Genomic DNA, 24,648 nt, shown 5'->3' with positions numbered 1-24,648 from the left:
TGATATAAAGCCATGATTCTTCTGCTTTTATTACTAGTGTAAGCGCGCTTAGATGCGCATTTATTTTAACTTTGGAGTGATCTTCCATGTCTCAGAAACCTATCTTAAAACTAGAAGAGGTAGGCAAGGTCGAAGGGGATAAAGTTTGGTTTCACCCTTTCACCTTTAGCCTCAATCAAAGCGAAGTAGCAGCGATTCAATGCGACCATATTGTGGGGAAGGTGTTGTTTCACATCTTGACCGGGCACGAAGCAGGAACAGGGCGGATTTCTTACTTTGATCAGTTCCTTCCTTCCGGTTGGAAGCGATATAGTCATCGGATCGGGGTGGTGTTCCACGAGGAAGAGGTATATGAACGTTTAACCCCTTATGAGTATTTGAAGTTTTACCAGCAGGTTTACGGTAAGAAAGCGGACATTCATGAGTTATTACATAAAGTGAATTTATCAGCTAAGAAGCCGCAACGTATCAAAACGCTCAATTTTTCGGAAAGGAAGCGTCTATCCTTGGTGAAGGCACTCGTGCATCAGCCAGAGCTGATCATTTTAGAAGAGCCAGATCAGAACATTGATCTCGAGAGCAAGGTGATTTTGAGAAGATTGATTAATGAGCATCAAGCAGAAGGTGGATCGGCTTTGATTATAACGAGCAATATGGAGAGTGCGGTAAATATAACGAATGAAGTGTATCGCTTGAATGAAGATGGATTAAAGAAAATGGATGTGCAGGAGCCGGGCGAGGAAGAGGATGAAGATGAGTTTGCAAATGACTCAGACTCAAAGCAGTCTGGGACAAGTTCCCATGTCCATTTGGAGAGGATCCCTGCAAAGGTAAAAGAAAAAGTAATTCTTTTTGATCCTACAGAGATTGATTACGTGGAAAGTGTCGATGGTACAGTTCAGCTGCACGTAAAAGGTGGGGCGTTTCCGTGTACGATTACTTTGCAGCAGTTATCGGAGCGGCTGGAACCATTCGGGTTCTTCCGCTGCCACCGTTCCTATATTGTGAACCTCCAGAAGGTTCGTGAGGTGATGACATGGACGAGAAACAGCTACAGCTTAATTCTCGATGATCATCATAAAAGCAATATTCCATTATCAAAAGGAAAACTGCAGGATTTAAAGAATGTATTGCGTATGTAAGTAAATATTTCCCGGGAAATTGTCGGGACAAGTCGTTTATTCGCTGCTTTAAATTCTCTTTTCGTGCTTTTTTAGTCTTCCATTCATAGTTTCATAGCTCCATTCATCCGGTGATTGACTCCTTCCATGCTTGATTTAATGCGCCGGTGATCAGTTCCTCTTAAACTGAAGTCATTCACTTGCGAAAGCAGGAAAGGGGAATTGGATATGAGCGAGATTATTAATGTCTCGAATGTTCATAAAGAATTTGATGGGAAGCGGGCATTGGATGATTTGTCGTTCTCCATTCAATCTGGAGAAACGTTTGGCTTCCTGGGACCAAGCGGATCTGGTAAAACGACGACAATTAAGCTGCTTACGGCTCAAGAGGGTTATCAGTCCGGAAGCATTCAAGTTTTTGGGAGAGCTGTAGAAGATTTGAAAGACCCTAAGCTAATGAGACGCGTTGGTGTGTTAACGGATAATTCCGGATTATATGAACGATTAACGGTAAACGCGAACTTACAATTATATTGTCAACTGTACAGCGTTCCTTATAAGCGCATTGAAGAGGTGCTGCATGAAGTGGGATTGACAGGTGAAGAATCCAAGGTGGTTAGCAAGCTGTCGAAGGGGATGAGGCAGCGGGTGATCCTGGCACGGACAATTCTGCATAAGCCGGAATTGTTATTTCTTGATGAACCGACATCTGCCTTAGACCCTGTCAGTACGGAGCGGATTCATCGCATTTTACGTACCTTAAACGAAGAAGGCACAACGATCTTCTTAACGACGCATGATATGTATGAAGCGGAAAGGATCTGCGACCGTGTGGCCTTTTTAAATAAAGGACACATCCAATTGCAAGGCCCTCCGCGGGAATTGCGGGTGAGCCATTCGAATTCTTCAATAACTCTCTTACTGAAAGATGGAAGAGAACAGCTCGTCGGCAACGATCATGAAGGAGCGGAACACATTCGTGAAGTGATTGCCAATCAACAGCTGGCATCCGTGCATTCCAATGAGCCAAGCTTAGGTGATATTTTCGCTCGTGTTACAGGAAAGGAGCTGTTCTAATGATTTCCATCAAACGAATTCAAGCTGTGGTTATTAAGGATTATCGAGATCTTTTAAAAAATGCCTATATGCTGTCTACGGCTGTAATACCGCTGTTCTTTGCTTTCATATTCAGTCAGGGAGAGGGGATGGAGACAGCAGTTGTCTTTATGCCCATTACCCTTTCGATGGTGATGGTGGGTTCATTTATCCAGGCAGGCGTGATAGCGGAAGAAAAAGAGAAGAACACGTTAAGAGGGTTGCTCCTTTCCCCATTGAACACCTCAGAAATTTTCATTGGAAAGAGTGTGCTTTCAGCTGTCTTAAGCATAATTATGGTTGTTGCCGTCATACTAATCGGTAACATCCCCATGCCTGATCAGACTCTGCTCGTCACTGCAGCGATACTCATTAGTCTCGTTATATTTATCAGTATTGGAACGATTCTTGGACTAGTCTCTCGAACGGTAATGGAGACATCGGTGGCGGGAATCCCGGTTTTATTTATTTTTGGTATGGGGGATGTTTTCCGCACGATGATTGAATCGGAATGGCTCATCAAGGTGTTAAGCTATTTGCCAGATAAACAACTCGGCCAGCTGCTTCAACAGTTGATGAATGGCCAGTCAGTTGGGGAGCATTTCCTAGTGTTAGCTCTATGGGCGGTTCTCAGCGTGATCGTCACCATCTATATATTCAAAAAACGTCGGTTTGATTAAGGAAGAGATGATAGAAGAGCATAGAGCTGCAGTGGAATCATGACTGCAGCTCTATTGTTATGGAGGCTTAAGAGGGGGATGCATCCTTCTTCTTTCACTTCCAAGCCGAGAGTGTAATTATCAATCCAAATTCTCTTTAGGCCGTTCGTTATGCTTTCTGTTTTTAACCTCGGTAAACAGGTTGTCGGAGTTACCTGATAGAGTTGCTGGTGCTTCATTTCCGGGCTTAGCCTGCTGGGCTTCAATCAATGATTTCAGCATTTGAATATCCTCTTTCGTCGCATAATCCTTATCTGGCTTCAACATATACCCTAGCTGCCCATTTGATTCTATGGTCGCCCATTGTACATCAGAAAAATGCTTAATGTTCTGCTGTCTCATTCGTACTTCAAGCATATCAACGGTTAACCGCAATTTTTTTAAATTGGCTTCATTAATCTGGCCGTTTTCGACGACCAGCAGTGATTTTCCGTAGATGAAGGTTTCCAGAGTATTGGATCTTAATACCACATACTCAATGGAAAGAAGCGTAAGGACCATGAGAAAGGTAATCGCCATGGTGATCCAGATGTTCCTGTCGCCAACCGGTTGAATAATCAAGGATCCAACCGCGATCATCATGACCGTCTGCGCTACTGTAAGCTGGGAGATGGACTTTCTGCCGGCTAACCGCAAAATAAGGACGCCCCCAACGACCACGACAATGGCTTTCCATATAAAGTTGAAATCCATAAATATCCACCTCCCGAGCTATCCATTTGGTTTCGTGTGTTTTTTCTTTTTCTCTACATTCTCGATCGTTTTTCCCGGGGGAATACGATATAACCTGCTCTTAAGTCCATATATTTTTTGAGAAGGCCATAGTCCGTGGTGTCCTGAGAAGAGATAGCTGACTAAACAGGCCACTAAAAAGAACTCTAACCCTTTTCCGTCAAACATCTCCATGGCTAAAAGGAAGGCGGCCAAAGGGGTATTGGCACCTGCACAAAAGGCGGCAATTAATCCTAGCGCAGCGAGAAAAGATAGAGGCAAGTCGATAAAGCCATGTAAAGCATTGCCTAATGTGGCCCCAATAAAAAATAGAGGGATCGCTTCGCCGCCCACAAATCCGCTTCCCAGAGTGACCGCAGTAAATACTAGCTTGGCCAGAAAAGCAAAGGGAGGGACTTCTTCCTGGAAAGATTGTTCAAGCATCTCTAATCCCCGGCCGTTATAATCCTGGGATCCCACGATGAGGGTTAATCCTACAACGATCAGCCCTCCAACGAAGGCTCTTTTCATATGATTTTTCTTGAAAAGTTTCTCAGAAAAATTCTGTATGCCGTGCCGCAGCTGACAGTAGCAAACACTGATCAGGCTGAAGATAACAGCTAATAGAATCACCTTCATAAAGGTAATCATCGATACTTCCGGTACGTTTTGGATGATGAATTCTTCATGTTCATGCCCCCAGGCGGCTGTCGTTACATAGTGGCCGACGAAGCTTGCCGTAAGACAGGGAACGAATGCTTCCAGTCTCAGTTTTCCTAATGCCGACATTTCCATGCCAAATACAGCCCCGGTGATGGGTGCCCCGAAGGCAGCGCCAAAACCAGCGCTTATTCCGCTCATTGTTAACGTTTTTCTGTCGAGTTTATTAACCTTAAAGAATTTGTTGATCGCTGCAGCTACACTTCCGCCCATTTGGACAGCTGCACCTTCTCGTCCCGTTGACCCACCAAGTAGGACGGTTATAAACGTGCCGAGATAAACAATCGGACCCATTCGCAGTGGCACTTCTTTTTTACCGTGAACGGAGTCGATCACGAGATTGTTTAATTCAGCCGTGTCATTCAAGGTGTTATTCAAAAATACCTTGCCGTAGTTCATATAAAGGTATCCTATGAGAACTCCTCCAAGGGGGAGGAAGTAGATCAGCCAATCTCTTTCTAATCGAACCTCATCTCCAAGATAATCGTTTGTTTCTAAAAGGAAAGTGGTTGCCGAGCCAACGATTAAACCAATTAGGCCTCCAAAGAAAATCCATGAACCAAGAATTGAAAAGAAGTTTTTGTACTTTAGAAGCATCAACCATTCACCTCATTTCCAGTCTGGTGGGAATGTTGGTTCTAGTTTTGCCTATTGGGTTGGAATTATGAAAATAAGGGTGGAAGAACTGATGACTGCAAAAAAGATTGGCGAGGATTATTTACGTAGAGGTTATGGAGACCATTAGAGGAGATACCTATTACCGGACGTTCGAAGCCTACAAAAAAAGCTCCTTAGGTATCCCGAAAAAGGGAATTCCTAAGGGGGCTTTTGAATGGAAGCTAGCTTCTGGACTATCTTAAAAATCAAGAGGGATGATGCACCAAGCCACTCCCAGAACCTTTCCTGTCAAGCTCCCATAGAATACAGCAAAGGGGAGGAGGGATTATCATAAACGAAAAGAACCTGTTACAACGGCTCATAGCCGCCGGACTCGAACTCATGATCGCCGGCTTTATTGCCGCCTTATATACGCAATGGCAAGATACCGGCCGAGGATTCGATCCGAACCCGATATTCTGGAAAGCTTTCATCATCACTCACTTCACTTTCTTACTCGCCATTCCACTGTTCGCAAACGGAAGGACACTGGGGATGCTGCTGATGAATTTGACGGTCACATCTAACAACGGAAAGAAACCGAACTTCTTCCAAATCATCTTGCGCGCGGTGCTCGGATTCGGACCAGTCATTCTCACCAACGGGCTGTGGTACTTCGTTTCTTTGATTGCCTGTCTGGTCGATAAGAAGGGACGTGGCTGGGGAGAAATGAGCTCTTATACCACCGTAAAACGAAAGGAAGAGCCTTTTGATTAAGTACTGATAAGGATCAGTGCTTTTTTGTGTTTATATAGAAGAAATTTCGGTTCATGTATCTTATCAGCAAAAAAGCTCCTCAGGTCCCCCAGAAAAAGGAAGGCCTTGGAGCTTCACGATTTTAATTACTAGCTTCGTGACTGCCGTAAAAATCTAGGATAAGAGACTAAAGCAAGCACTCCGCCAGCCACACCTGCAATAATCAGGATCAAAAGGTGCAGCCAAATATCAGCAACCCCGCCTCCGGAGAGAATAATCTCCTTATACCCCTGCAGCGCCCAGTATTGCGGCAGGGCTTTACTAATGTTCTGAACGACATCAGGCATAAACTCGACCGGCATCCAGAGACCACCGAGGAGCGCCCCGCCTAAAGCGAGAATCTGCGTCATCGCTATCCCCATATTTTCCGTTCGTACAATAACGGCCATCGCCATGCCCCATCCGGTCACAATAAACGCAAGCGCCAGGGATAAAAGAATGAGAGCAAAGGGGTCTCCAAGCGGCAGATCATAGACCACGACACCAAACCCAAACAGGACCGTGATTTGGACAAGCACGATGATCATGAACGGCAGCCACTTGCCAAAGAAGTATTGATGGATCGAGAGGGGAGTGCTGGCAATCCGTGCGACCATCCCGCGCTCTCGATCTTTTACAAAAACAATGACCATGGAAATCATAATAAAAAAAGCGAACATGATTGTGTAGCCCGGGATAATCTGCGTCACCACTTCTTTATAGCTCGTGCTCTCATCACCGGAGAAAATTGCAACAAAAGCCACAATAAATACAATCGGGAGAACAAATGTCCAGAACCACAGCCCTTTATCCTGGACCGTCTTTTTCAATTCAGTACGAGCAATTGCCCACATATGGATTTCTCCTTTTCCTAAGCGTCTCTTAACTGCGTGCCGGTTAAATTGAAGAAAATATCTTCAAGACGCGGATGATAAAGCTCCAGCCTGCGTGGCTCCAAACTATTCTCGCGACAGTGCGCCACCAATTTTTCCAGAGTGAGAAGCGGCTCGTCACTATTCAGTAAATAACCGTTTCCTTTCGCTTCCGCCTCTCCAAAGGTTTGCAGCATCCCAAGCTCAATGCTCTCTCCAGCAATAAACAACGAAGGCTTCGCATACTTCTCTAACAACTCTTCCATCCGGCCGAACTCCATGAGCTGCCCTTTATCAATGAGGCCAATGCTGTCACACAGCTGCTCGACCTCCTCCATATAGTGACTGGAGTAGATGATCGTGCTTCCCTCAGCCTTCAGTTGATGAATAATCGAAAAAATCGAATTCCGCGACTGCGGATCAATGCCGACGGTCGGCTCATCCATGATGACGATGCCCGGTTTATGCAAAAGCGCACAGCCGATGTTCAGCCGGCGCTTCATACCACCTGAGAACGTCACGACTTTATCCTTTACCCTTTCGCTTAAGCCGATCTGATCAAGCACCTCATCCATCCGACGCTGCAGCTCTTTTCCTTTCAGTCCATACAAGTTGCCAAAAAGGATCAGGTTGTCACGAGCGGTCAGCGTATCCTCCAGGCAGATCTCCTGAGGAATATAGCCGATCTGCTGCTTGATCTTGAGGCGGTCCTTCGAAACCTTCCAATCTCTCACATGGATGTCCCCATCAAAATTAAGTAAAATGCCGGATAAAATCTTCATAAGCGTCGACTTGCCGGCTCCATTCGGGCCAACGAGTCCAAAGCATGTGCCTTCGTTGATAGTGAAACTGATGTTGTTGAGTGCTTGCAGTGTGCCGTAGTACTTGCTGATGTTTTCTACCTTGATCACAGAACTGTCTCCTTTCCCGTTATCAACCCAATTGTAATTAACTGTCTCTTATACGTATGCTCAAGATTATTAGTTTCATAATTTTAAGAAAATAGAGAAGATACTTATTCTTTCTAAAGTGTTTCGCGACAAGTAGGTAAGGACTCTGGAAATTAAACGAAACAGATGAATTCTTATAATCTAGATAGCCATAGAGGGTGGAATTATACTTATAGCAAGAGTGTATTGAGAAAGGTATTGAAGAAGAGTGCTTTTAGTTTGTCATCTTTTTTTATTCATAAAAAAGAGAGAAAAGCCCGAACGGCTTTCCTCTCCTGTAAAAGGACCTTACCTAAGATACCGAAAAACTTTCCTCTTCGTTCACACCATCTTTCTCTGTAAACTCATCAAGCAGCGCACGTACTTCATCAGTAGAATTTGTACTCATCAGCTCATTCCTCAAGGCACTTGCTCCGCTAAATCCTCGGACGTAAATCTTAAAGAAGCGGCGAAGCGGTTTGAAGATCCGGGGCTCCAGTCCTTCAGAATACTTATCATGAAGGTCGAGCTGCAGTCGCAAGAGATCGAGCAGTTCTTCACTGGTATGCTCTTTCTTCTCTGTTTCGAAAGCGAACGGGTTATGGAAGATCCCCCGGCCGATCATCACCCCGTCCACACCATATTTCTCCACGAGTTCAAGTCCCTTCTGACGGTCAGGAATGTCCCCGTTGATCGTCAGAAGCGTATCAGGGGCAACTTCATCACGAAGCTGCTTGATCTCTGGAATGAGCTCCCAGTGAGCATCGAAATTACTCATTTCCTTTTTCGTACGGAGATGGATGGAAAGGTTCGCTATATCCTGTTCCAGGAGGTGCTTCAGCCAATGCCGCCATTCCTCCACCTCTGTATAACCGAGACGGGTCTTCACACTTACGGGCAGTCCTCCGGCTTTGGAGGCATGAATGATTTCCGCAGCAACATCTGGACGACGAATCAATCCACACCCTTTACCTTTGGCTGCAACATTCTGTACAGGACAACCCATATTGATATCCACGCCGCGAAAGCCCATTTCGGCTAGACCAATACTCATGTCCCGGAACTTTTTGGGATTGTCTCCCCAAATATGGGCGACAATCGGCTGTTCATCTTCCGTGAAGGTTAGACGCCCCCGTACGCTGTCTTTTCCTTTTGGATGGCAGTAGCTATCCGTATTCGTAAACTCTGTAAAAAACACGTCAGGTCTCGCTGCTTCACTCACGACGTGACGAAAAACGACATCCGTTACTGCTTCCATCGGTGCCAGAACAAAAAACGGTCGCGGCAACTCATGCCAAAAATTATCTTTCATACTATATCTGAACCCTTTCCTTAAGGGAAACCATGTTCCCAAAATTAAAAAGTAAAAATGTTTCTATCATATCCATTACCAATAAGGCTGGATTTCAACCATTATATACTTTAATGGTATCAAACGAAAAGTGCAAGAGAAGTACCAGTCTTGTTTTGAGGAAAATCTTAATTGAAATGGATGATGTAGCCAACACCAATGTGGCTCAGTTGATAAGGTAGTTGAAACTGTGAAGTGGATTGGAAATAGATGATGAGATTTAAAATACAGAATCAAAGTATGTGAAGAGAGTTAGGATTACGTGATTTTTACAAGGAATAGAAGTGGTGGTTCAAGGTGCAAGGGAGGGCGAATCGACTTATCTTTAGACCTGTTTAAATACCTCATATTAAGTATGGATCAAGGAGCCTGATCTATACAAAAAGATGGGTAAATGATGCCCTTCTTTAAAAGTAAGCTCCAATAAAAACTAGGCTGATTTATAAAGGAGAGATCTACTTAATATCATATTGTAATAGTTCCTTATCTGTATATAACCTTAATTTAATATTTCGTCTCGAAAGTTTTTACCGTAAAGGACGTGTTACGTTATTTATTGAGTTTTATCAAGCGAATAAATGTATTGCTATGACTAAATTTTTAAGCCATCACTATAAGGTAAAGGCTACCAGCAAGAAGGAAGTGGTTCAGGGCATTTTATCATCAATTAAGGACTGAGGTTTAAACGAATATTAGTATATAAACCTATGCCTTAAAAGTTTGCCAGCCTCTTTTTTGGTATAGGTCTTTTGTTTTTTGTGAATTTAGTTTCTAGTTTCTGCGCAAAACTTCTCATTAGGTGACAAATGCTTATATAAAAGCAAATATTATTAATTAAATAATTACTAACTTATACAAATGGTGGTTTAGGAAATTAGGAACTAATATGTTTTCTATAACCTTTCATAAAACCTTCGAACTTTTTCCATCATCATCCGCGTTCTCTCTACTAGAAACTCATCATAATTATTGGCAGTCATTGAAAATATTGATTCAGGAACGCAATTCATCTTCATATTTTCTTTTAGCAATGTTTCATCATTTATTTCTCCAAATTACAAACTCATTATTAGCAATTTGTTATTTAACAACTTCCATGTACTTTCCCGGTTTCTGGTCCTTGATCGCTAAATTAACCGCCTGTTCAGTATAGACATAGTTCGCGATTTGATTATAATGGCGACGGTTATTATATCCATTATTTTGTATACGCTTTTTAGTGAATACATGATGTACATCTCCGCGTTCTTCAATTAATTGGTTAAAATAATAATAGTTTTTGAAAAAGAGAAAAATTTTGGCGTCTTCATCTGAGGTGTTTCCATGGCAACTCCTCAGATGAAGACGCCTTTATTTAATATAGCGCTGATCAATGATGTGATAAAATGTCTAAAAGGAAAAGATGTAATCGAAATTCATATTGCTTAAAAAAGAGGTGCTTTAAGGGTGAATTTAGACAAAGACCTGGTCCTTATAAACGGCACGGACAAAACAGATCAAGTTTCATTTTGTAATTTTAATAATGGCAATTGGCATATTAGGTTTAAGAGGTCCAATAAGGTCTACAAATATAATGAAAATAAAGTAGTTTGGTATCGTGATCCTAAAAGGTTGGAAACAGCTTCTAAAATAATATATAACAATAATCAACCTATAAATGGAATTAATGATATTTTGGTTTTCGAAGCCCATGTACGATTGATTTTTAATAGTGGTTTCAAAAAAACTTATTCCCGAGAATCTTTGACAATAGATGAGGATAGCTTATCAAATCAAAACGCGATTATTTGTTTTGATTACTTAAAAAAACTATCTCAACAGATAGATTCTGAAGAAGAGCAAGGTCGGAAATTATTAAGTAAACAGTATGATAGTTTAACGCCTGTCAGTTCCCAAAGTGTTTTATCCGCTTATTTAGAAAGAAAACCACTAAAAAGTGAATCTAAAAAAGAAAGTGTAATTTTTCCTTTTGGATTTAATGCTAGCCAGAAGTCAGCTACTATAAATGCGATGAACGAACAGCTTAGTATCATCGAAGGCCCCCCGGGTACAGGAAAAACGCAAACGATTCTTAATATTATTGCCAACGCTATTATGAATGACAAAACGGTTGCGGTTGTTTCGAATAATAATTCTGCTACATCCAATGTACTTGAGAAATTGCAAAAGTATGGAATTGATTTTTTAGCTGCTTATTTAGGGAATAAGAATAATAAGGAAAAATTTTTCTCTGAGCAGAGTGGGGCATATCCTAACATGGATCATTGGGTACTAGAGGATACCCAAGTCCAATCCATTAGAAGAAAGCTAGAGGAATCCGAACAAGAACTGAACCAAATGCTAGAGTTTAAAAATAAGCAAGCTTCTCTGAAGCAATCATTATCTTCAATTAAAACAGAGTATAAATATTTTAAAGACTATATTTCAAATACAGAACTAGAACTTTTACAAATAAAATCCTATTACAAATTAAGTTCGGATAAAGTATTGCAATTATTAATTGAGTACGAGCGATCAATACAGGATGGGAAAATTACATGGAGGCAAAAGTTATTTTACCTAATGAAGTACGGCATTTATAACTTTGAGCTATATAAATACTCCTCAGAGAAACTTATTTCTAACCTACAAAGGCTCTATTACGAATTAAAGGTAAAAGAATTGGAGACTGAAATAAGTAGATTAGGTAAGAAGTTGAAGAATTATGATTTTGATTCTGTCATGAAACAGTATAGTGCAGACTCTATGAAGTTGCTCAAAGCAAAGTTGGCAGCCACTTTTGGAAAGAAAAAGAAAAGGGTTTTATTCGATGAGAAGGCTTTGTGGAATAATTTTGGTGATTTTTCTAAGGAGTATCCTATCATTTTAAGTACCACTCATTCCCTGAGAAACAATGCACCTCAAAACTATCTGTTTGATTTTGTCCTTGTTGACGAAGCTTCGCAAGTGGATTTAGTAACTGGCGCATTAGCTTTATCTTCTGCAAAAAAAGCGGTAATCGTAGGAGATATGAAGCAGCTTCCTAATGTCATTACTTCCGAGATTAAGAAAATAACGACAAGAATATTTGAGGATTTTAATGTTGATGAAGGATACCATTACGCAAAGCACAGTTTATTATCATCGGTAGGGGCTGTATTTAAAGATGCTCCAAGAACGCTGCTAAAAGAGCATTATCGATGCCATCCAAAGATTATTGGTTTCTGTAATCAAAAATTCTATAATAATGAGTTAGTAGTGTTGACAGAAGAAGAGGAAGAAGACCAACCTTTAGTAATATATCAGACAGCCAAAGGTAACCATGCCAGGGACAAAATTAACGAAAGGCAAATAGACGTAATTTTAAAAGAAGTACTACCACAACAAAAGATAGAGTTGAGTTCTACGGGGGTAATTTCGCCATACAGATTACAAGCGGATACAATCCAAGATACACATGGACACTCTGAATTGGAAGTAGACACTGTCCATAAATTTCAGGGAAGAGAAAAAGAAACAATCATTCTGACTACGGTTTCTAATAAAGTCAAAGCAAATGACTTCGTAGATGACGCTAAACTTATAAACGTAGCTATATCACGTGCAGAGGAAAAGCTAATTGTCGTAGTAGCCGATGGGGGCGATCGTTGGCACGGAACGAATATAGGAGATTTAATTAGATATATTAGATATAACAATTTTCAAGTTATAGAAAGCAAAATTCATTCCGTTTTTGATCTTCTCTATAGTAGCTACTCAGACAAATTATTAAATATAATGAAAAAAAGTAAAAAAGTTTCTAAATACACTTCAGAAAATTTAATGAATGTAGTAATCGAGGAAGTGTTAAGTGATGAAAAATTCATGAGCTTGGATTTCGTTCTCCATCAACCACTTCGAATGTTAATTCAGGACTCTGAAGGACTTACAAAATCAGAACGAAAATATGCCATGAATCCATTAACTCACACAGACTTTGTTATATTTAACAAAATGGATAAAATGCCCCTACTAGTGGTAGAAGTCGACGGCCATGCTTTCCATTCCGAGAACTCTGAGCAGCTTAAAAGAGATCAAATGAAAGACCAAATTTTACAAAAGTATGGAATTCCAGTAATTAGAATGAAAACGACTGGTAGTGAAGAAAAAGAAAAATTACATAATAAACTAGTGGAGATTTTAAGGTAAGAGCTGGTAGAGGTGGAATTCCTCTCTTCCGGCACTCTATTAATCCTTCAAATCAAAATAAAAAAGAAGAGAATGCCTTTGTTAACAAGAGGAGTCGTTCTCTTCTTTTTTACTTTCAAAACATGATTTCATCGTATAGTGTTAGTAATAACTATGGATTATTTTTGAAAATAGTCGATTGAGTAGAAGTGACTAAATAAATCAGTCTAAATATGAATTTCATGGCATTAGACATATGGTTCCTTAGGGTGTATTTATAAACTTGATTTTGAGGAGAGTTGGACCAGTGAATAATCAAGTAGATTTAGAAAGTAAAGACAAGCTTCACTCGATATTAACCAAGATTACAAATGAATATTTAACAGAAAAAAATAAGCAATTTAAATCCAATTCATTGGGGCAATTTGTTCGCACTAATGCTCCAAAAATAATTAACTCGCTGGACTTTATCGATCAAGACCGCTTTATAGTGAAAGGTTCGGTGGGACAAGGAAATTGGGCCCAAATCCCTTGGATTACTATCTTAGATAAGCATGTAACAACAAGTACACAACAAGGCTACTATTTAGGGTACTTGTTTAGTGAAGATATGGAGAGGGTCTATCTTTCATTCGCTCAAGGAATCACAAAAGCGTCTAAAGAACAGCTCAAGCACATCCGGGCAGATATTAGAAGCACGATTCAGACAGATCGTTATCTTACTTCTTCACCTATACATAAAGATGATGCTATTAATATCGGGAGCAGCTCCAAGGGAAAGAGCTATGAAGAGTCTACGGCACTGTATATTGAATACGTCCCGAACTCCTTGCCTTCAGAAGCTGACCTACGACAAGATTTATCGTCCATGATTGATATCTATGATGACTACGTCCGCGTGCAGAGTGAAAGTGTAGAGGAAAATGATACAGATCACAAGATAGAGTGGTCAGATGAAAAAATCATCGATCATATTCATTCTTACATACGAAATCAAGGGTTTTACTATGAATTAGAGGATGTGAAAAATTTGTTCCTCTCGCTCAGAACAAAGCCTTTTGTGATTTTATCTGGTATTTCTGGAACAGGGAAAACAAAGATCATAGAGTTATTTTCCGAAAGTTTAGGAGCAACAGAGGAAACCAAGCAATTTACTTTAATTCCAGTAAGACCCGACTGGAGCGACGGCTCTGACCTTCTAGGCTACACCGATATTAGAGGAACATTTCAGGAGGGACCGTTAACCTCTGTGATTAAGGAAGCGAGGCTACATAAAGAGCACCCTTACTTTGTCGTGCTAGATGAAATGAACTTGGCGCGTGTGGAGTATTATTTTAGTGATTTTCTAAGTGTGATGGAAAGCAGGAAATGGGTGGATGGAAAAGTTCAGACCCTCCCGATTATGAGTAAAAACCAAGCGGGGGAACGGCTAACGATCCCGCCTAATTTATATATTATTGGGACAGTGAATATGGATGAAACCACTCATCCGTTTAGTAAAAAGGTATTAGATCGTGCGAATACAATTGAATGGAACGACGTTCATTTGGATACCTTGTTTTTTCTTGAAGAAGAGGAAGGACAACAGGAACAGGTAAACCTTCCGAATCAACGGATACAATCAGAATACCTTCGTTTGAAAGACGCCTACTCATCAAATAAAGAAACGGTGGAACATGTAACGAAAGAGTTAGTTCAGATCAACGATATCCTTAACCCCATTCAGGCACATGTGGGTTATCGTGTCCGTGATGAGGTTTGTTTCTATACGATTTATAGTCGCTATTTAATGACTGAGGATGAAGCGTTAGACTTTCAGTTTTACCAAAAGATTCTTCCGCGACTCACAGCTAGTCATGGACAAGCTTTTCAAGTGTTAATGAAGTTATTTACTTACTTTACAAACCATACTTATGAAGAAGGTTTATCATCAGATCAGATCGAGGACATACTGGGCCAGGCACGTTTTCCGAGAAGTGGTCGAAAGGTTTATGAGATGATCCGGCGAGGTGATTTAGATGGATTTACTTCCTTCTGGAGCAGCTGATGAAAGAGAACTGATTGAAATAGAGACGGACTCGTTTTCCCTCTACATTAAGGGAAAGCCGTACCACAGTCGTTATGAGAGTTTGAAGCAATACAAGGCTATTCAGCCCTATGAATCAATGTACTTTTCAGTAAATGGAGAAGCTATTGAATCCGTTAGAGTGTTTGATGTGCGTGAAGAGAGGCTCACGGATCATACGAGTGTGCCGCCTTTATTTTTTGAAAATGGAGTTTATCAACTCGTGGTAACGCCTAAAAAGCACGATTCATTAGAATTTGAACATGAACACCCTGCCTTAAGGAAAGCTGTCAGTAAGGTAGGGAAGCATCCTCACCAACTATTAATGGGGAATTTATCCTTTACGAATGAAGTAGGGTACACCACTTTCTCTATACGTAGTGAAGGGAAAAAGAAGTTGGATGTAACTTTGGAAGTCTTTCCTTCTAAGCTGTCGTATAAGGAAGATTACCAAAAGCTCTTAGAGGAAGTGAATGAGGAAGTTTATAACTTAGCCTATCATTTCGTTAAGAAAACCTATTTGGGAGCTACCACAACGCAAGCGGCCGACCCCTCTTGGGCAGAATTTTATCGTTTAGTAATGAAATACTTCCAACAGTTTACAAAGGCCGTTACACAAGTTGAAAAGCAACCACATCACCAACTGAAGAAAGAACATCGCTTAGTGAGAGGCGACCAGCTTAACAGGCAAGACACGGTCGGTTTGAAATATCTGCGTAAGCGTCCTGGTCTATTTGTGGAATCTCCTAATGGCATTCCCATTCATGAAAGGAAAATGATGCCCACGAAAGGAATAAACGTTCAAAAAGAACCAACCTACGACACATTAGAAAACCGCTTCGTCAAATGGATGATGGTTAGGTTATCTCATAAATTAAGTTCATTAAAACGAAAGATGGAAGAGAGAAATCCCTTTGATCAACAAAACCCCAATCAAGATAACATAAAAGTAGTCGAAGATATGGAATCCTCTATCCAAAGAAAGCTTGCCTCTTCCTTTTGGAGAACCATAGGAAAGCTTGATCGCTCTGTCATGACTCTTGTACTACAAATGGCACCTGGATACCGAGAAGCTTATCAAGCTTATCTGACGTTATCCCGTGGTTTAGTTTTGCATGGAGAAGTAGCGAGAATGTCTGTCAAAGATGTGGCAACACTCTATGAATATTGGACGTTTTTGAAGTTAGGGCAAATTTTAGCTTCAAAGTATAAGATGATTAGTCAAGATATTATCAGAGTCAATCGTGAGGGTCTTTTTGTAACGTTAAATCAGTCGAAGTCGGCGAAAAGAGTCTTTCGTCATCCTCATACGAACGAAAAGATCACCTTACATTTCCAAAAGCATTCAGGAACATTGCCAACGGTAAGGCAAAAACCAGATTCTATGTTAAGCATAGAAAAAGTGGGGAAAGATCATGCTTACGAATATGTCTTTGATGCCAAGTACCGCGTCGATTTTGCTGCAGAAGGAAGTTATTATGGACGGACTTACCATAGTCCTGGTCCACTTGAAGAAGACATTAACACCATGCACCGCTATAGAGATGCGATAGTAGAAAATAATGCTAGCGCCTATGAGCGTAATACGTTTGGGGCCTACGTATTATTCCCTTGGGGCGAAGAACATGAATACGAAAAACACGCCTTTTACCAAAGCATTCAAAAAGTAAATATAGGTGGTTTTCCTTTTCTACCTCAATCAACTGCATTAGTGGAGCGTTTCTTAGACCGATTAATAGAGTGCTCACCTAAACAGTTACAGGAAGAGGGAATTTTGCCTAAAGGGACGCTTGAAGAGTGGAATTCTAGAGTGAAAGAGAAAGTATTAATCGTAAAGGTGAACGGTGAACAACAGTTACGGAACATCAACCAGTCAGGCCAGATGTCTATTCCGGATTCGTATTTGTGTAAAGGCTGGAAGGAAGCAAGCTACATAGCTTTATATAAGCCGAAAGCTATCTTTGCAGAGGATGGTGGAATTTATCAATACGCAAAACTACGCGATTTAAAAGTAGATTATCAACGTGGTGGAATCCGTCTATACATGGATACTTGGAAAAGACTCAAGCATTCTATTAAGCCAGTGGGCTATGGGATTAGTACCTCCACTTTGACTACTTTACCGAATTTGAAGGCAGCTGAAGAATTACCTCAACTCTATATGAAGAGTGCTATGGAAAGGCAGTTGTGGGAAGTGTTAAGAAGGTTTTCTAGAGATATTCGTATGGACCTAGATTTTACAGAGCTCGAAAAGGCCGGCAAGGTCACCTCTTTCCGAACCCTCACTAGTGGAATAACGGTAGAGGTGGAGGAATCGGTTGTTAATGTACGATCCGATAAGGGGAGCATGGCTTTTTCTTATGGGGATGTGGTGCACAACGTGAATAAGGTGTTCAGGGAAATAGTGAACCTTCAGTCGAGAGGGTAATGACGCTTTCCTTCGGTTCCTTGATAGTAGATAAAGTGCCTGTTCCCATGAAGTTAATAGTGGGGTAGGCACTTTTACTATCGTTATGTAATGAGAATAATTTTATATCTCCCATATCATTCTACACTCCTTTTATTACCATAAGTATATCAAATGTGTTGGTAAACCTTTCGTGGTTTGGGCATCTATTTCCATCTGCTCCCCTTACTACCTTTTTGTAATTCATCGATTAGCTACCTGGAAATATAAAAGGAAAAAGACCTCAAACGTAGAATAAATTATGTATTTAATATTTCCGCTATGAAGGGCTTCTTATGATAAAGCTAAAGTATGATAATAGGCTCAGTGATTTATTTACTTTACTTGAGAGAGATTCGTGTGTTGCATGAAAAGAGTGGAGTTTTTTATTGCATAAAAGCGAAGAAGCCTTGTTTTCAATAGAAAGATATTAATGGATCTGGAAACTCAGCATTAGGCGGATTATACGATATATTTATACTCGGATTAAATGGATGAGGAAGATGAGGATGGATAAACGAGAATATCTTGTAAGAACTTTTTCCAGAACGAAAAAGAAAGATTATGAGAATTATATTTTAACGGCCCTTTGGCACAAGGTGGATAACTTGAACTTAAAACCCGTCAGCCAGCAGTATGTGAAAAGAGAAAATAGCTATGCTTTAATGGATCTTTACTTCCCACAAATTCATGTAGGGATTGAAGTGGATGAAGCGTTTCACAAGAATATCCGCTCTCAAGATGAGCTTCGAATGGATGATATTCTTTCTGCTGTCAAAGAAGATGAACTGGAAGACTTCCTAATTCTACGCATCGATGCGACGCTCCCGATTAATCAAATACACGAAAGAATTAACGAGTGTGTTGAAATCATTAAGAAGAGAGCTGAGGCCCGGCCCTTATACTGGCTTTTGTATGAAGAGGAATTAGAATCGTGTAGATCACAGACACACTTATCAATTCATGACAAAATCGCATTTCAGGATATCAAGGATATTGCCAATACCGTATTCGGCAAGAATGCAAAAAGGTATCAGCGTAGCTACTTCCGTATAGGTCCTCAACTATGGCTATGGTGCCCGAAGTTATCGATTGTCAAAGAAGGCAGCAGGAAGTCGGCTGCGGCAGGGTGGCTTAATGTTTTGGCAGATGACTGGACGTATATCGATGAATCGCATGAAGACGAGGAAATCGTATCAAAAAGGAAGGAAGCGTATAAACGTGAGGTTCAATCGGGAGAGGAAAGAGCGGTTTTCGCAAAGTATAAAGATAACCTCGGCGTTCATCGTTATAGATTTGTTGACGTGTTCAGAATCGCTGGTGTTTCTCCGGAGGACAGTCGCTTTATCCGGTATGAAAGGGTAAAAGAAGAAATAGAGATCGTCCATTGAATATGACCCTCTAAGAGTAGAGTCGCATATGCGTTACCATTATACAAACTATACTGCCACAACCCAGTGTAATAGCGGCTATGGCAGTACCCATTCTTCAAAGTCTTTGTTCTATTTAAAAATTTTAAGTTCCAAAAATATCTCCGGTTACTATGAAAACCGCTAAAAATACCAAATAACCTAAACCAACCAAAACACTCACCGTACTGAGGAGCTTCAACATCCCTTTATCCTTAATCAGACCGACGATTCCAAAAATCATTCCAATTAGGCCGGTTACCAGGGTGAACAAGAAGATGGCAAAAGTAGGAAGGTTAGGCTGTGAATAAAACAGAACAAGAATTAAGGCTAATCCTAAAGAGACCCCGCTTATCAATATGGATATACCACTAGATTTTTTCAACATAGATAATCCCTTCCTCGCATCCTTTATTTTCATAAAATCGATAATAATTATATATTCCCATTTAGGACAAGGAGAAAAACAAAATAACTCTTACACGCGAGAAAGGGAAGCATTTTCCGCCAGCCTTTCATAAAAAACAGCCCGCATGATTGTTTCATGCGGGCTGTTTTTAACTTTTATCTACTTGAAACAGAAGGTAAGTACTGGGGTCATCCTCTTTTTCTTGCTGTGTTTTTCTTATTAATTCTTTAGTGTCATATTGAATTTGGCACATGAAGAGTAACACGGAAAGGATAAACATGGTCGAAGCTAAAACAAAGTAGGAGGTGGAATGAGTGCCGTTGATGATGTAATTATACGCATCTCCGCCAACATAAGCATTTTTAGGATCTTCGCTATCATCATCCTCAAGCAAATAGGACTCTTCACTGTCCGGGTTATTATAATTGTGCATGCGGTCAAATCCTAAAGTAAGAAAGGTGACGCCGGTAAGCAAAAGTATGAAGCTGAGATAAGTAAAAATTTTTATTTCTTTCATAAGCAAAACTCCTTTTATGTAATGAATTTTCTCTATGGAATATCTTAATAAGGTTTAAGTGTATTTATTCCATATAAGAAGTTGACCTTATCAGGATCCCTGATTTTACTAGGTTATTTTTCTTAATTATCCAGAAAATGAGACTTCATAATTGCCCTTTTCAGTGAAGAGGAGTACAGTGACACCATATTGAAAGTATTTGTAGGAAAGGTGGTAGGAATCATGCAAGAAGGATATGTGAAAGTCAATGACGTCAATCTTCATTACGTCGCAGAAGGAGAAGGCGAACTCATGCTGTTTCTCCACGGGTTCCCTTACTTCTGGTACAACTGGCATCACCAAATCGAAGAATTCTCGAAGGATTATCGTGTGGTCGCGGTGGATATGAGAGGGTATAACCTTTCCGATAAGCCGGAAAAAGTTTCTTCTTACGACATGTCGGTCCTGGTCGAGGATGTGAAGCAGCTAATTGAAGCCTTCGGGGAGAAGGACTGCATTTTAGTCGCCCATGACTGGGGCGGAGCGGTTGCGTGGACGCTTGCGTATACGGAGCCTGAATATGTGAAGAAACTGATCATGTTTGATGCGCCTCATCCGTACACGTTCAGGCGTGAACTGAAAGAGAACCCGGGGCAGCGGGAAGCGAGCAGTTATATGGGCTATTTCCAGCGTACCGACTCGCATGAGAAGCTGCTCGAGAACAATGCGGAGCGGTTGAGAAAAATGATGACGATTCCTGGCCGAAGAAAAGGGTATTTGACCAAAGAGGATGAGCAGAAGTACATAGATGCCTGGATGCAGCCGGATGCGATGAAATCGATGCTTCATTATTACCGGGCGGCTTCGTTCTATCCGTTCGAAGAGCATGTGAAACAGCCGCTGGATCTGCCTTATCAAATGTTTGAGTCACCAACGTTTATTATCTGGGGCGATGCGGATCCTGCTTTTGAAAACAGCAATCTGGACGGGGTGGAAGATTATGTCCGTGACCTCACCATTCATCGTATGGAAGGGGTCAGTCATGCCCCGCATCATGAACAACCGGAAAAAGTCAATCGTTATATGCGCGAGTTTTTAGAAGAAAAGAAATAAGCGAAAGGGCGGTCCTCACGGAGAGGGTCGCCCTTTTTTCTATTCAGAGACACATATCCATACCTCTCCATTGGTTACTTCGGCGTACACATCCCGGTCGCAGCCGATCAGGATATAATCAGCTTTCAATTCTGTGGCCTCCTGCGCTCCTTCTTTCACTTGAATCGTTTCACCGTCTCGTTCTTCAATCTCTCCGTAGTTTTCTACATAGTAGCCGTTTTCGTTCCATTGTTCTAACGCCATATTGTTTTGCGAGAAGGTGATCTCCCCGTCTGCAAGCGTAAATAATGCTATTAACACACCTGTGAACACGATTGCCCATGATACGTAGCGCAGGCGGTCGATTTTCACCCGTGGCAAGTCAAACTTGCCCTTCGAAATAGCGATCGATAAAGCTACGCCCCCCGCCGCAATCAGGATCGCTATCACCAGCCAAATCCATACCGTTCCAGTTGATCCGTAATCCCGTAACAGTTCTTCCACACAATCTCCTCCCTATTTTTATAAACTTCCCCTTTAGTAGTTTGAAGAAAACGTAAAAAGACCTATTTTTTACAAATAAATAGGTCTTCATTCATATTATTTCCTCGTATTCCTCGGGTGGAGAGGTACTTTCCACGTTAGGAGAAAATAAATTAGCAGGCGGATCGCCCGCTTTGTTCGTAATAATGTTTTGACCAGGACAAAAGAATTAGAGTAAGATGTAAAGTAATAGATTCGATCACCACGAAGCTCTCCAAACTGATACATAAGGGGCAAAGGTCATGGAATATTTCGTGCAATTTCAATTGAACATGTTTGCGATGATGATTCTTGCAGTGCTCTTTATCATTATGAGAGCGAAATCGAGAGTGAAGAGTTTCAGTAAGAGACTTTTGAAAATGATTATGGTGGGAGCTGCTGTTGCGATTGTCTTTGAGCCGCTGACGTGGATATTTGATCGAAAACTCTTCTTCGGTGCTTATTTCCTCGAGTATTCTACCAACTTTATTCTATTTCTGATCGGACCGGTGCTCGGCGGTCTGATGCTTTCCTATGTCGATTACCATCTGTTCAGAAGCCCCTCACGTATTTATAAGAGAATGTTTTATCAGCATATGAGCTTACTGACCCTTCTGATTCTGCTGGTGAATCTTATTTACCCTGTCTATTTTGATGTTGCACCTATTACCAATCGGTTCAGCAGCGGCGATTTCATGGATCTTCACTATGTGGTTTTAGCAAGTATTTATATCGCTATGTTTGTGATGGTGATTAGACACCGTACTAAAGTTCCTTCCTCTGTTCAGTTGATTTTCCTTATTTTCTTCGCCTTGCCGATTGGCGGCATGATCGTGCAGCTATTTGATTCGAAGCTGTACTTCTCCTGGACGTCGATTGCGCTTGTCGTGCTTGTGGCTTATACGTTTCTAGAATCAACGACTACGGAACAGGATTTTCTGACGAAGCTGTATAACCGGCAGAGCTATGAAACCTACCTTCAGCACCTGATTGAAAAAAAGTGTTCGTTTGGAATTGTTTTGATCGACTTGAATGATTTTAAACACATTAACGATGAATATGGCCACTATAAAGGGGACCAGATTCTAATTGAGTTTGGACGGGTTCTGAAGGAGGCCTTTCCTAACCAGGCATTGGCAGCCCGGCTGGGCGGGGATGAATTCATCGTCCTGGTAGAGAACGGCAGTGATATTGATCCTTATGTGACCAGCATTCACCGTTTGCTTGAAAAAAGGGAAGACCCTTTACTTAAAACCTTAAGCTTCAGCTATGGGTTTCAGGATTATCAAGAGGGGATGTCGATGGACGAGCTATATACGTCTGTTGATAAGAAAATGTACAGTGATAAGCGTGCACAACGATCGATGTGAGCAAGCAGAAAAATATGTAATCGTTTTCTATGATGACAGTTCTGCACCTGTTCTCTCCCAGGGGGATCAGGTGCTTTTTTTAATACTGTAAATCGAGAGCAATTAGAGTTATCATAATGGAGGATTTGAATAAAAAGGATGCCTCCTGCGGCATTGATGTATAGAAAGAAGGATTCAAGTTGTTTAAAGACAAAGCTATCATTATACCCATACAAATTGCCATGTTATATCTGATTTATTTAGCCGGCAAAGGGATTCAGAACCTGTTTGACCTCTTCATCCCTGGCAGTGTGATCGGCCTCTTGATCCTGTTTACGTTACTGTCTTTAAAACTGGTGCCGGAATGGATTCTGCAACAAGGAGTCTCATTCATGGTCAGGCACCTGCCTTTCTTTTTCATACCGGCGACGGTTGGGATCATCAGCTATGCGTATGTATTTAAAGGGAAAGGAATGCTGCTGATTGTGATTGGACTCTTCAGCACGGCGCTCGTCATGGCACTGGCCGGACGGGTGACCCAGTGGATGGTGAAAAGGAGGGAGGAAGCATGAATCCTGCGCTTGTGGCTTTATTTATGATCGGCTTCACGATTGCTGCCTATATCGGCTCTCTCCATCTTTACCGAAAGTACCGACGCATCTACACGACACCTGTGATTGTCGCGACCGCGGTGATTATCGTGTTCCTGCTGCTTTTTCATGTTTCATATGAAACATACATGATAGGCGGCAAGTGGATTGATCGTCTGTTAGGTCCAGCGGTCGTGGCGCTTGCCTACCCGCTCTATCAGCACCGGGAGATTCTTAAGAAAATGCTCGTTCCCATCATGACGGGGACAACGATCGGAGCGGTGGTCGGCATCAGCTCTGGTCTCTTGCTTAGTAAATGGGCCGGCTTCAGCACTGAGATCATCCATTCGATTGTGCCTAAATCGGTCACGACACCTGTCGCCATGTCGATCTCTGAATCTACTGGCGGCGTGATGCCGCTCACCGCCGTATTTGTGATGATCGCCGGTATCGGCGGCATGCTGATTCATCCACTCGTCATGCGTTACAGCGGTCTGACCCACCGGATCGGCCGGGGCGTCGGGATGGGAAGTGCTTCCCACGCGATCGGCACGGCGGCTTCGATGGAACGGGATACGCTGGAAGGATCGATTAGTACGGTGGCGATGATTTTGAGCGCGGTCATTGTCTCGATTATCGCGCCGGGACTGACGCTGCTTCTATTGTAATAAAAAGAAAGCTCTGATCCATTAAGGGTCAGAGCTTTCTTTCTGGGTAGTGGGATTAGGATTAATCGTATATAACGGCCTTTCCTTGTTCGCGCAATTTATTAATAGAGGACACCATATGATTGATTTCTTCCTCGGAATGCCTTTCCCATGAACCGAGTTCAGCTACAATTTTCAAAGGCGATTTAGACCTGTAAGAGCGTGTCGGGTTTCCGGGGAATTTTTTGTCTGTTACGTTCGGGTCATTTTCAAAGTCGCCTAATGGTTCTACAATGTAGATTCTTTCCTTAGATGAAGATGATGCTAATTCAGCGCCCCATTTGGCAGCTTCCAGCGTGGCCGTGAAATAAATGTAGTTCGATTTCTTGTCCTGGTAATTGGAGCGGTATTGCGGTTGTAATAGGTCACCAATTTTTAGTTCGGCTTTTGTACCATGAAAGAAAGGACCATGATCTAAGACATCTTTTTTGTCATTCATATGGATACACCTCTCAGGTTATTTGACTTGTATATAACAGTATAGGGCAGGGTGACAAGAAAGAGTAG

General features: G+C 41.5%; 21 protein-coding genes. 12 read left to right on the top strand and 9 right to left on the bottom strand.

Annotated elements, in window-relative coordinates; genetic code table 11:
- Positions 1-86 precede the first annotated feature (86 nt).
- The 3 genes from BMZ06_RS04020 (at position 87) to BMZ06_RS04010 (ending at position 2,896) form a co-directional block, all read left to right on the top strand.
- Positions 87-1,142 (top strand): LytTR family transcriptional regulator DNA-binding domain-containing protein, encoded by a 1,056-nt coding sequence (locus BMZ06_RS04020; protein WP_089750374.1) that lies wholly within the window; start codon positions 87-89, stop codon positions 1,140-1,142.
- A gap of 207 nt (positions 1,143-1,349) precedes the next feature.
- Entirely contained in the window at positions 1,350-2,198 is an 849-nt protein-coding gene (locus BMZ06_RS04015) for an ABC transporter ATP-binding protein (protein WP_089750372.1), read from the top strand.
- Complete coding sequence (locus tag BMZ06_RS04010; protein ID WP_089750370.1) at positions 2,198-2,896, top strand: ABC transporter permease; 699 nt, start codon at positions 2,198-2,200, stop codon at positions 2,894-2,896. The genes BMZ06_RS04015 and BMZ06_RS04010 overlap by 1 nt, the downstream gene beginning before the upstream one ends.
- A 120-nt stretch (positions 2,897-3,016) precedes the next feature.
- On the opposite strand, the gene BMZ06_RS04005 is transcribed toward BMZ06_RS04010, so the two are convergent.
- Together BMZ06_RS04005 and BMZ06_RS04000 are read right to left on the bottom strand one after the other, a co-directional pair.
- Positions 3,017-3,628 (bottom strand): DUF421 domain-containing protein, encoded by a 612-nt coding sequence (locus tag BMZ06_RS04005; RefSeq protein WP_089750368.1) that lies wholly within the window; start codon positions 3,626-3,628, stop codon positions 3,017-3,019.
- 18 nt (positions 3,629-3,646) lie between these two features.
- The gene (locus BMZ06_RS04000; RefSeq protein WP_089750365.1) at positions 3,647-4,963 is read right to left on the bottom strand and encodes a voltage-gated chloride channel family protein; all 1,317 of its coding nucleotides are present in this window, start codon (positions 4,961-4,963) and stop codon (positions 3,647-3,649) included.
- A gap of 306 nt (positions 4,964-5,269) precedes the next feature.
- Here BMZ06_RS04000 and BMZ06_RS03995 point away from each other — a divergent pair, with 306 nt between their 5' ends.
- Positions 5,270-5,740, top strand: a complete 471-nt coding sequence (locus tag BMZ06_RS03995; protein WP_342708461.1) for an RDD family protein — start codon at positions 5,270-5,272, stop codon at positions 5,738-5,740.
- 128 nt (positions 5,741-5,868) lie between these two features.
- Here BMZ06_RS03995 and BMZ06_RS03990 read toward each other — a convergent pair whose 3' ends face one another.
- From BMZ06_RS03990 to BMZ06_RS03980, 3 genes are all read right to left on the bottom strand, one after another.
- Positions 5,869-6,612 (bottom strand): ABC transporter permease, encoded by a 744-nt coding sequence (locus BMZ06_RS03990; protein ID WP_089750361.1) that lies wholly within the window; start codon positions 6,610-6,612, stop codon positions 5,869-5,871.
- A 17-nt stretch (positions 6,613-6,629) separates the two neighbouring features.
- A complete protein-coding gene (locus BMZ06_RS03985) occupies positions 6,630-7,541 on the bottom strand; it encodes an ABC transporter ATP-binding protein (RefSeq protein ID WP_089750359.1) in 912 nt (303 codons plus the stop codon).
- Positions 7,542-7,872: 331 nt separating this feature from the next.
- Positions 7,873-8,871: a tRNA dihydrouridine synthase gene (locus BMZ06_RS03980; protein WP_089750357.1), complete on the bottom strand. Its 999-nt coding sequence runs from the start codon at positions 8,869-8,871 to the stop codon at positions 7,873-7,875.
- 1,485 nt (positions 8,872-10,356) lie between these two features.
- Between BMZ06_RS03980 and BMZ06_RS03975 the strand changes: the two genes are divergently transcribed.
- The 4 genes from BMZ06_RS03975 to BMZ06_RS03960 all read left to right on the top strand — a co-directional run bounded on the left by BMZ06_RS03975 (position 10,357) and on the right by BMZ06_RS03960 (position 18,958).
- The gene (locus tag BMZ06_RS03975; protein ID WP_089750356.1) at positions 10,357-13,077 is read left to right on the top strand and encodes an AAA domain-containing protein; all 2,721 of its coding nucleotides are present in this window, start codon (positions 10,357-10,359) and stop codon (positions 13,075-13,077) included.
- A gap of 286 nt (positions 13,078-13,363) precedes the next feature.
- Positions 13,364-15,103 (top strand): MrcB family domain-containing protein, encoded by a 1,740-nt coding sequence (locus BMZ06_RS03970; RefSeq protein ID WP_245755950.1) that lies wholly within the window; start codon positions 13,364-13,366, stop codon positions 15,101-15,103.
- Complete coding sequence (locus BMZ06_RS03965; protein WP_089750351.1) at positions 15,075-17,549, top strand: restriction endonuclease-like protein; 2,475 nt, start codon at positions 15,075-15,077, stop codon at positions 17,547-17,549. Before BMZ06_RS03970 ends, BMZ06_RS03965 begins: the two co-directional genes overlap by 29 nt.
- A gap of 527 nt (positions 17,550-18,076) precedes the next feature.
- A complete protein-coding gene (locus BMZ06_RS03960; protein ID WP_089750350.1) occupies positions 18,077-18,958 on the top strand; it encodes an AbaSI family restriction endonuclease in 882 nt (293 codons plus the stop codon).
- A 124-nt stretch (positions 18,959-19,082) separates the two neighbouring features.
- Here the strand turns inward: BMZ06_RS03960 and BMZ06_RS03955 are convergent, their stop codons facing one another.
- Both BMZ06_RS03955 and BMZ06_RS03950 read right to left on the bottom strand, forming a co-directional pair.
- A complete protein-coding gene (locus BMZ06_RS03955) occupies positions 19,083-19,364 on the bottom strand; it encodes a hypothetical protein (protein ID WP_089750348.1) in 282 nt (93 codons plus the stop codon).
- A gap of 169 nt (positions 19,365-19,533) precedes the next feature.
- Positions 19,534-19,902 (bottom strand): hypothetical protein, encoded by a 369-nt coding sequence (locus tag BMZ06_RS03950; protein ID WP_089750346.1) that lies wholly within the window; start codon positions 19,900-19,902, stop codon positions 19,534-19,536.
- 222 nt (positions 19,903-20,124) lie between these two features.
- On the opposite strand from BMZ06_RS03950, the gene BMZ06_RS03945 reads away from it, so the two are divergent.
- The gene (locus BMZ06_RS03945; protein WP_089750344.1) at positions 20,125-20,994 is read left to right on the top strand and encodes an alpha/beta fold hydrolase; all 870 of its coding nucleotides are present in this window, start codon (positions 20,125-20,127) and stop codon (positions 20,992-20,994) included.
- A gap of 39 nt (positions 20,995-21,033) precedes the next feature.
- Here the strand turns inward: BMZ06_RS03945 and BMZ06_RS03940 are convergent, their stop codons facing one another.
- A complete protein-coding gene (locus tag BMZ06_RS03940) occupies positions 21,034-21,477 on the bottom strand; it encodes a hypothetical protein (RefSeq protein WP_089750342.1) in 444 nt (147 codons plus the stop codon).
- Between the two features lie 281 nt (positions 21,478-21,758).
- Here BMZ06_RS03940 and BMZ06_RS03935 point away from each other — a divergent pair, with 281 nt between their 5' ends.
- From BMZ06_RS03935 to BMZ06_RS03925, 3 genes are all read left to right on the top strand, one after another.
- Positions 21,759-22,865, top strand: a complete 1,107-nt coding sequence (locus BMZ06_RS03935) for a GGDEF domain-containing protein (protein WP_089750340.1) — start codon at positions 21,759-21,761, stop codon at positions 22,863-22,865.
- A 179-nt stretch (positions 22,866-23,044) separates the two neighbouring features.
- Positions 23,045-23,416 carry a CidA/LrgA family protein gene (locus BMZ06_RS03930; protein WP_245755949.1) on the top strand — a complete coding sequence of 124 codons (372 nt, stop codon included), beginning with the start codon at positions 23,045-23,047 and terminating at the stop codon, positions 23,414-23,416.
- The gene (locus BMZ06_RS03925) at positions 23,413-24,102 is read left to right on the top strand and encodes an LrgB family protein (RefSeq protein ID WP_089750339.1); all 690 of its coding nucleotides are present in this window, start codon (positions 23,413-23,415) and stop codon (positions 24,100-24,102) included. The genes BMZ06_RS03930 and BMZ06_RS03925 overlap by 4 nt, the downstream gene beginning before the upstream one ends.
- Positions 24,103-24,163: 61 nt before the next feature.
- On the opposite strand, the gene arr is transcribed toward BMZ06_RS03925, so the two are convergent.
- Positions 24,164-24,580, bottom strand: coding sequence for an NAD(+)--rifampin ADP-ribosyltransferase (arr, locus tag BMZ06_RS03920; protein ID WP_089750338.1), 417 nt, complete (start codon positions 24,578-24,580; stop codon positions 24,164-24,166).
- Positions 24,581-24,648 lie beyond the last annotated feature (68 nt).

The sequence above is a fragment of the Halobacillus alkaliphilus genome (assembly GCF_900113125.1).
GTDB lineage: Bacteria > Bacillota > Bacilli > Bacillales > Halobacillaceae > Halobacillus > Halobacillus alkaliphilus.
Note: the sequence above shows the minus strand (reverse complement) of the source record. Positions and strands in the feature narration are given on the sequence as shown.

Excerpts from the sequence above, each read along its gene's own strand:
- BMZ06_RS04020 (WP_089750374.1), top strand. The coding sequence starts at position 87 with ATGTCTCAGAAACCTATCTTAAAACTAGAAGAGGTAGGCAAGGTCGAA.
- BMZ06_RS04015 (WP_089750372.1), top strand. The coding sequence starts at position 1,350 with ATGAGCGAGATTATTAATGTCTCGAATGTTCATAAAGAATTTGATGGG.
- BMZ06_RS04010 (WP_089750370.1), top strand. The coding sequence starts at position 2,198 with ATGATTTCCATCAAACGAATTCAAGCTGTGGTTATTAAGGATTATCGA.
- BMZ06_RS04005 (WP_089750368.1), bottom strand. The coding sequence starts at position 3,628 with ATGGATTTCAACTTTATATGGAAAGCCATTGTCGTGGTCGTTGGGGGC.
- BMZ06_RS04000 (WP_089750365.1), bottom strand. The coding sequence starts at position 4,963 with ATGCTTCTAAAGTACAAAAACTTCTTTTCAATTCTTGGTTCATGGATT.
- BMZ06_RS03990 (WP_089750361.1), bottom strand. The coding sequence starts at position 6,612 with ATGTGGGCAATTGCTCGTACTGAATTGAAAAAGACGGTCCAGGATAAA.
- BMZ06_RS03980 (WP_089750357.1), bottom strand. The coding sequence starts at position 8,871 with ATGAAAGATAATTTTTGGCATGAGTTGCCGCGACCGTTTTTTGTTCTG.
- BMZ06_RS03965 (WP_089750351.1), top strand. The coding sequence starts at position 15,075 with ATGGATTTACTTCCTTCTGGAGCAGCTGATGAAAGAGAACTGATTGAA.
- BMZ06_RS03960 (WP_089750350.1), top strand. The coding sequence starts at position 18,077 with ATGGATAAACGAGAATATCTTGTAAGAACTTTTTCCAGAACGAAAAAG.
- BMZ06_RS03955 (WP_089750348.1), bottom strand. The coding sequence starts at position 19,364 with ATGTTGAAAAAATCTAGTGGTATATCCATATTGATAAGCGGGGTCTCT.
- BMZ06_RS03950 (WP_089750346.1), bottom strand. The coding sequence starts at position 19,902 with ATGAAAGAAATAAAAATTTTTACTTATCTCAGCTTCATACTTTTGCTT.
- BMZ06_RS03945 (WP_089750344.1), top strand. The coding sequence starts at position 20,125 with ATGCAAGAAGGATATGTGAAAGTCAATGACGTCAATCTTCATTACGTC.
- BMZ06_RS03935 (WP_089750340.1), top strand. The coding sequence starts at position 21,759 with ATGGAATATTTCGTGCAATTTCAATTGAACATGTTTGCGATGATGATT.
- BMZ06_RS03925 (WP_089750339.1), top strand. The coding sequence starts at position 23,413 with ATGAATCCTGCGCTTGTGGCTTTATTTATGATCGGCTTCACGATTGCT.
- arr (WP_089750338.1), bottom strand. The coding sequence starts at position 24,580 with ATGAATGACAAAAAAGATGTCTTAGATCATGGTCCTTTCTTTCATGGT.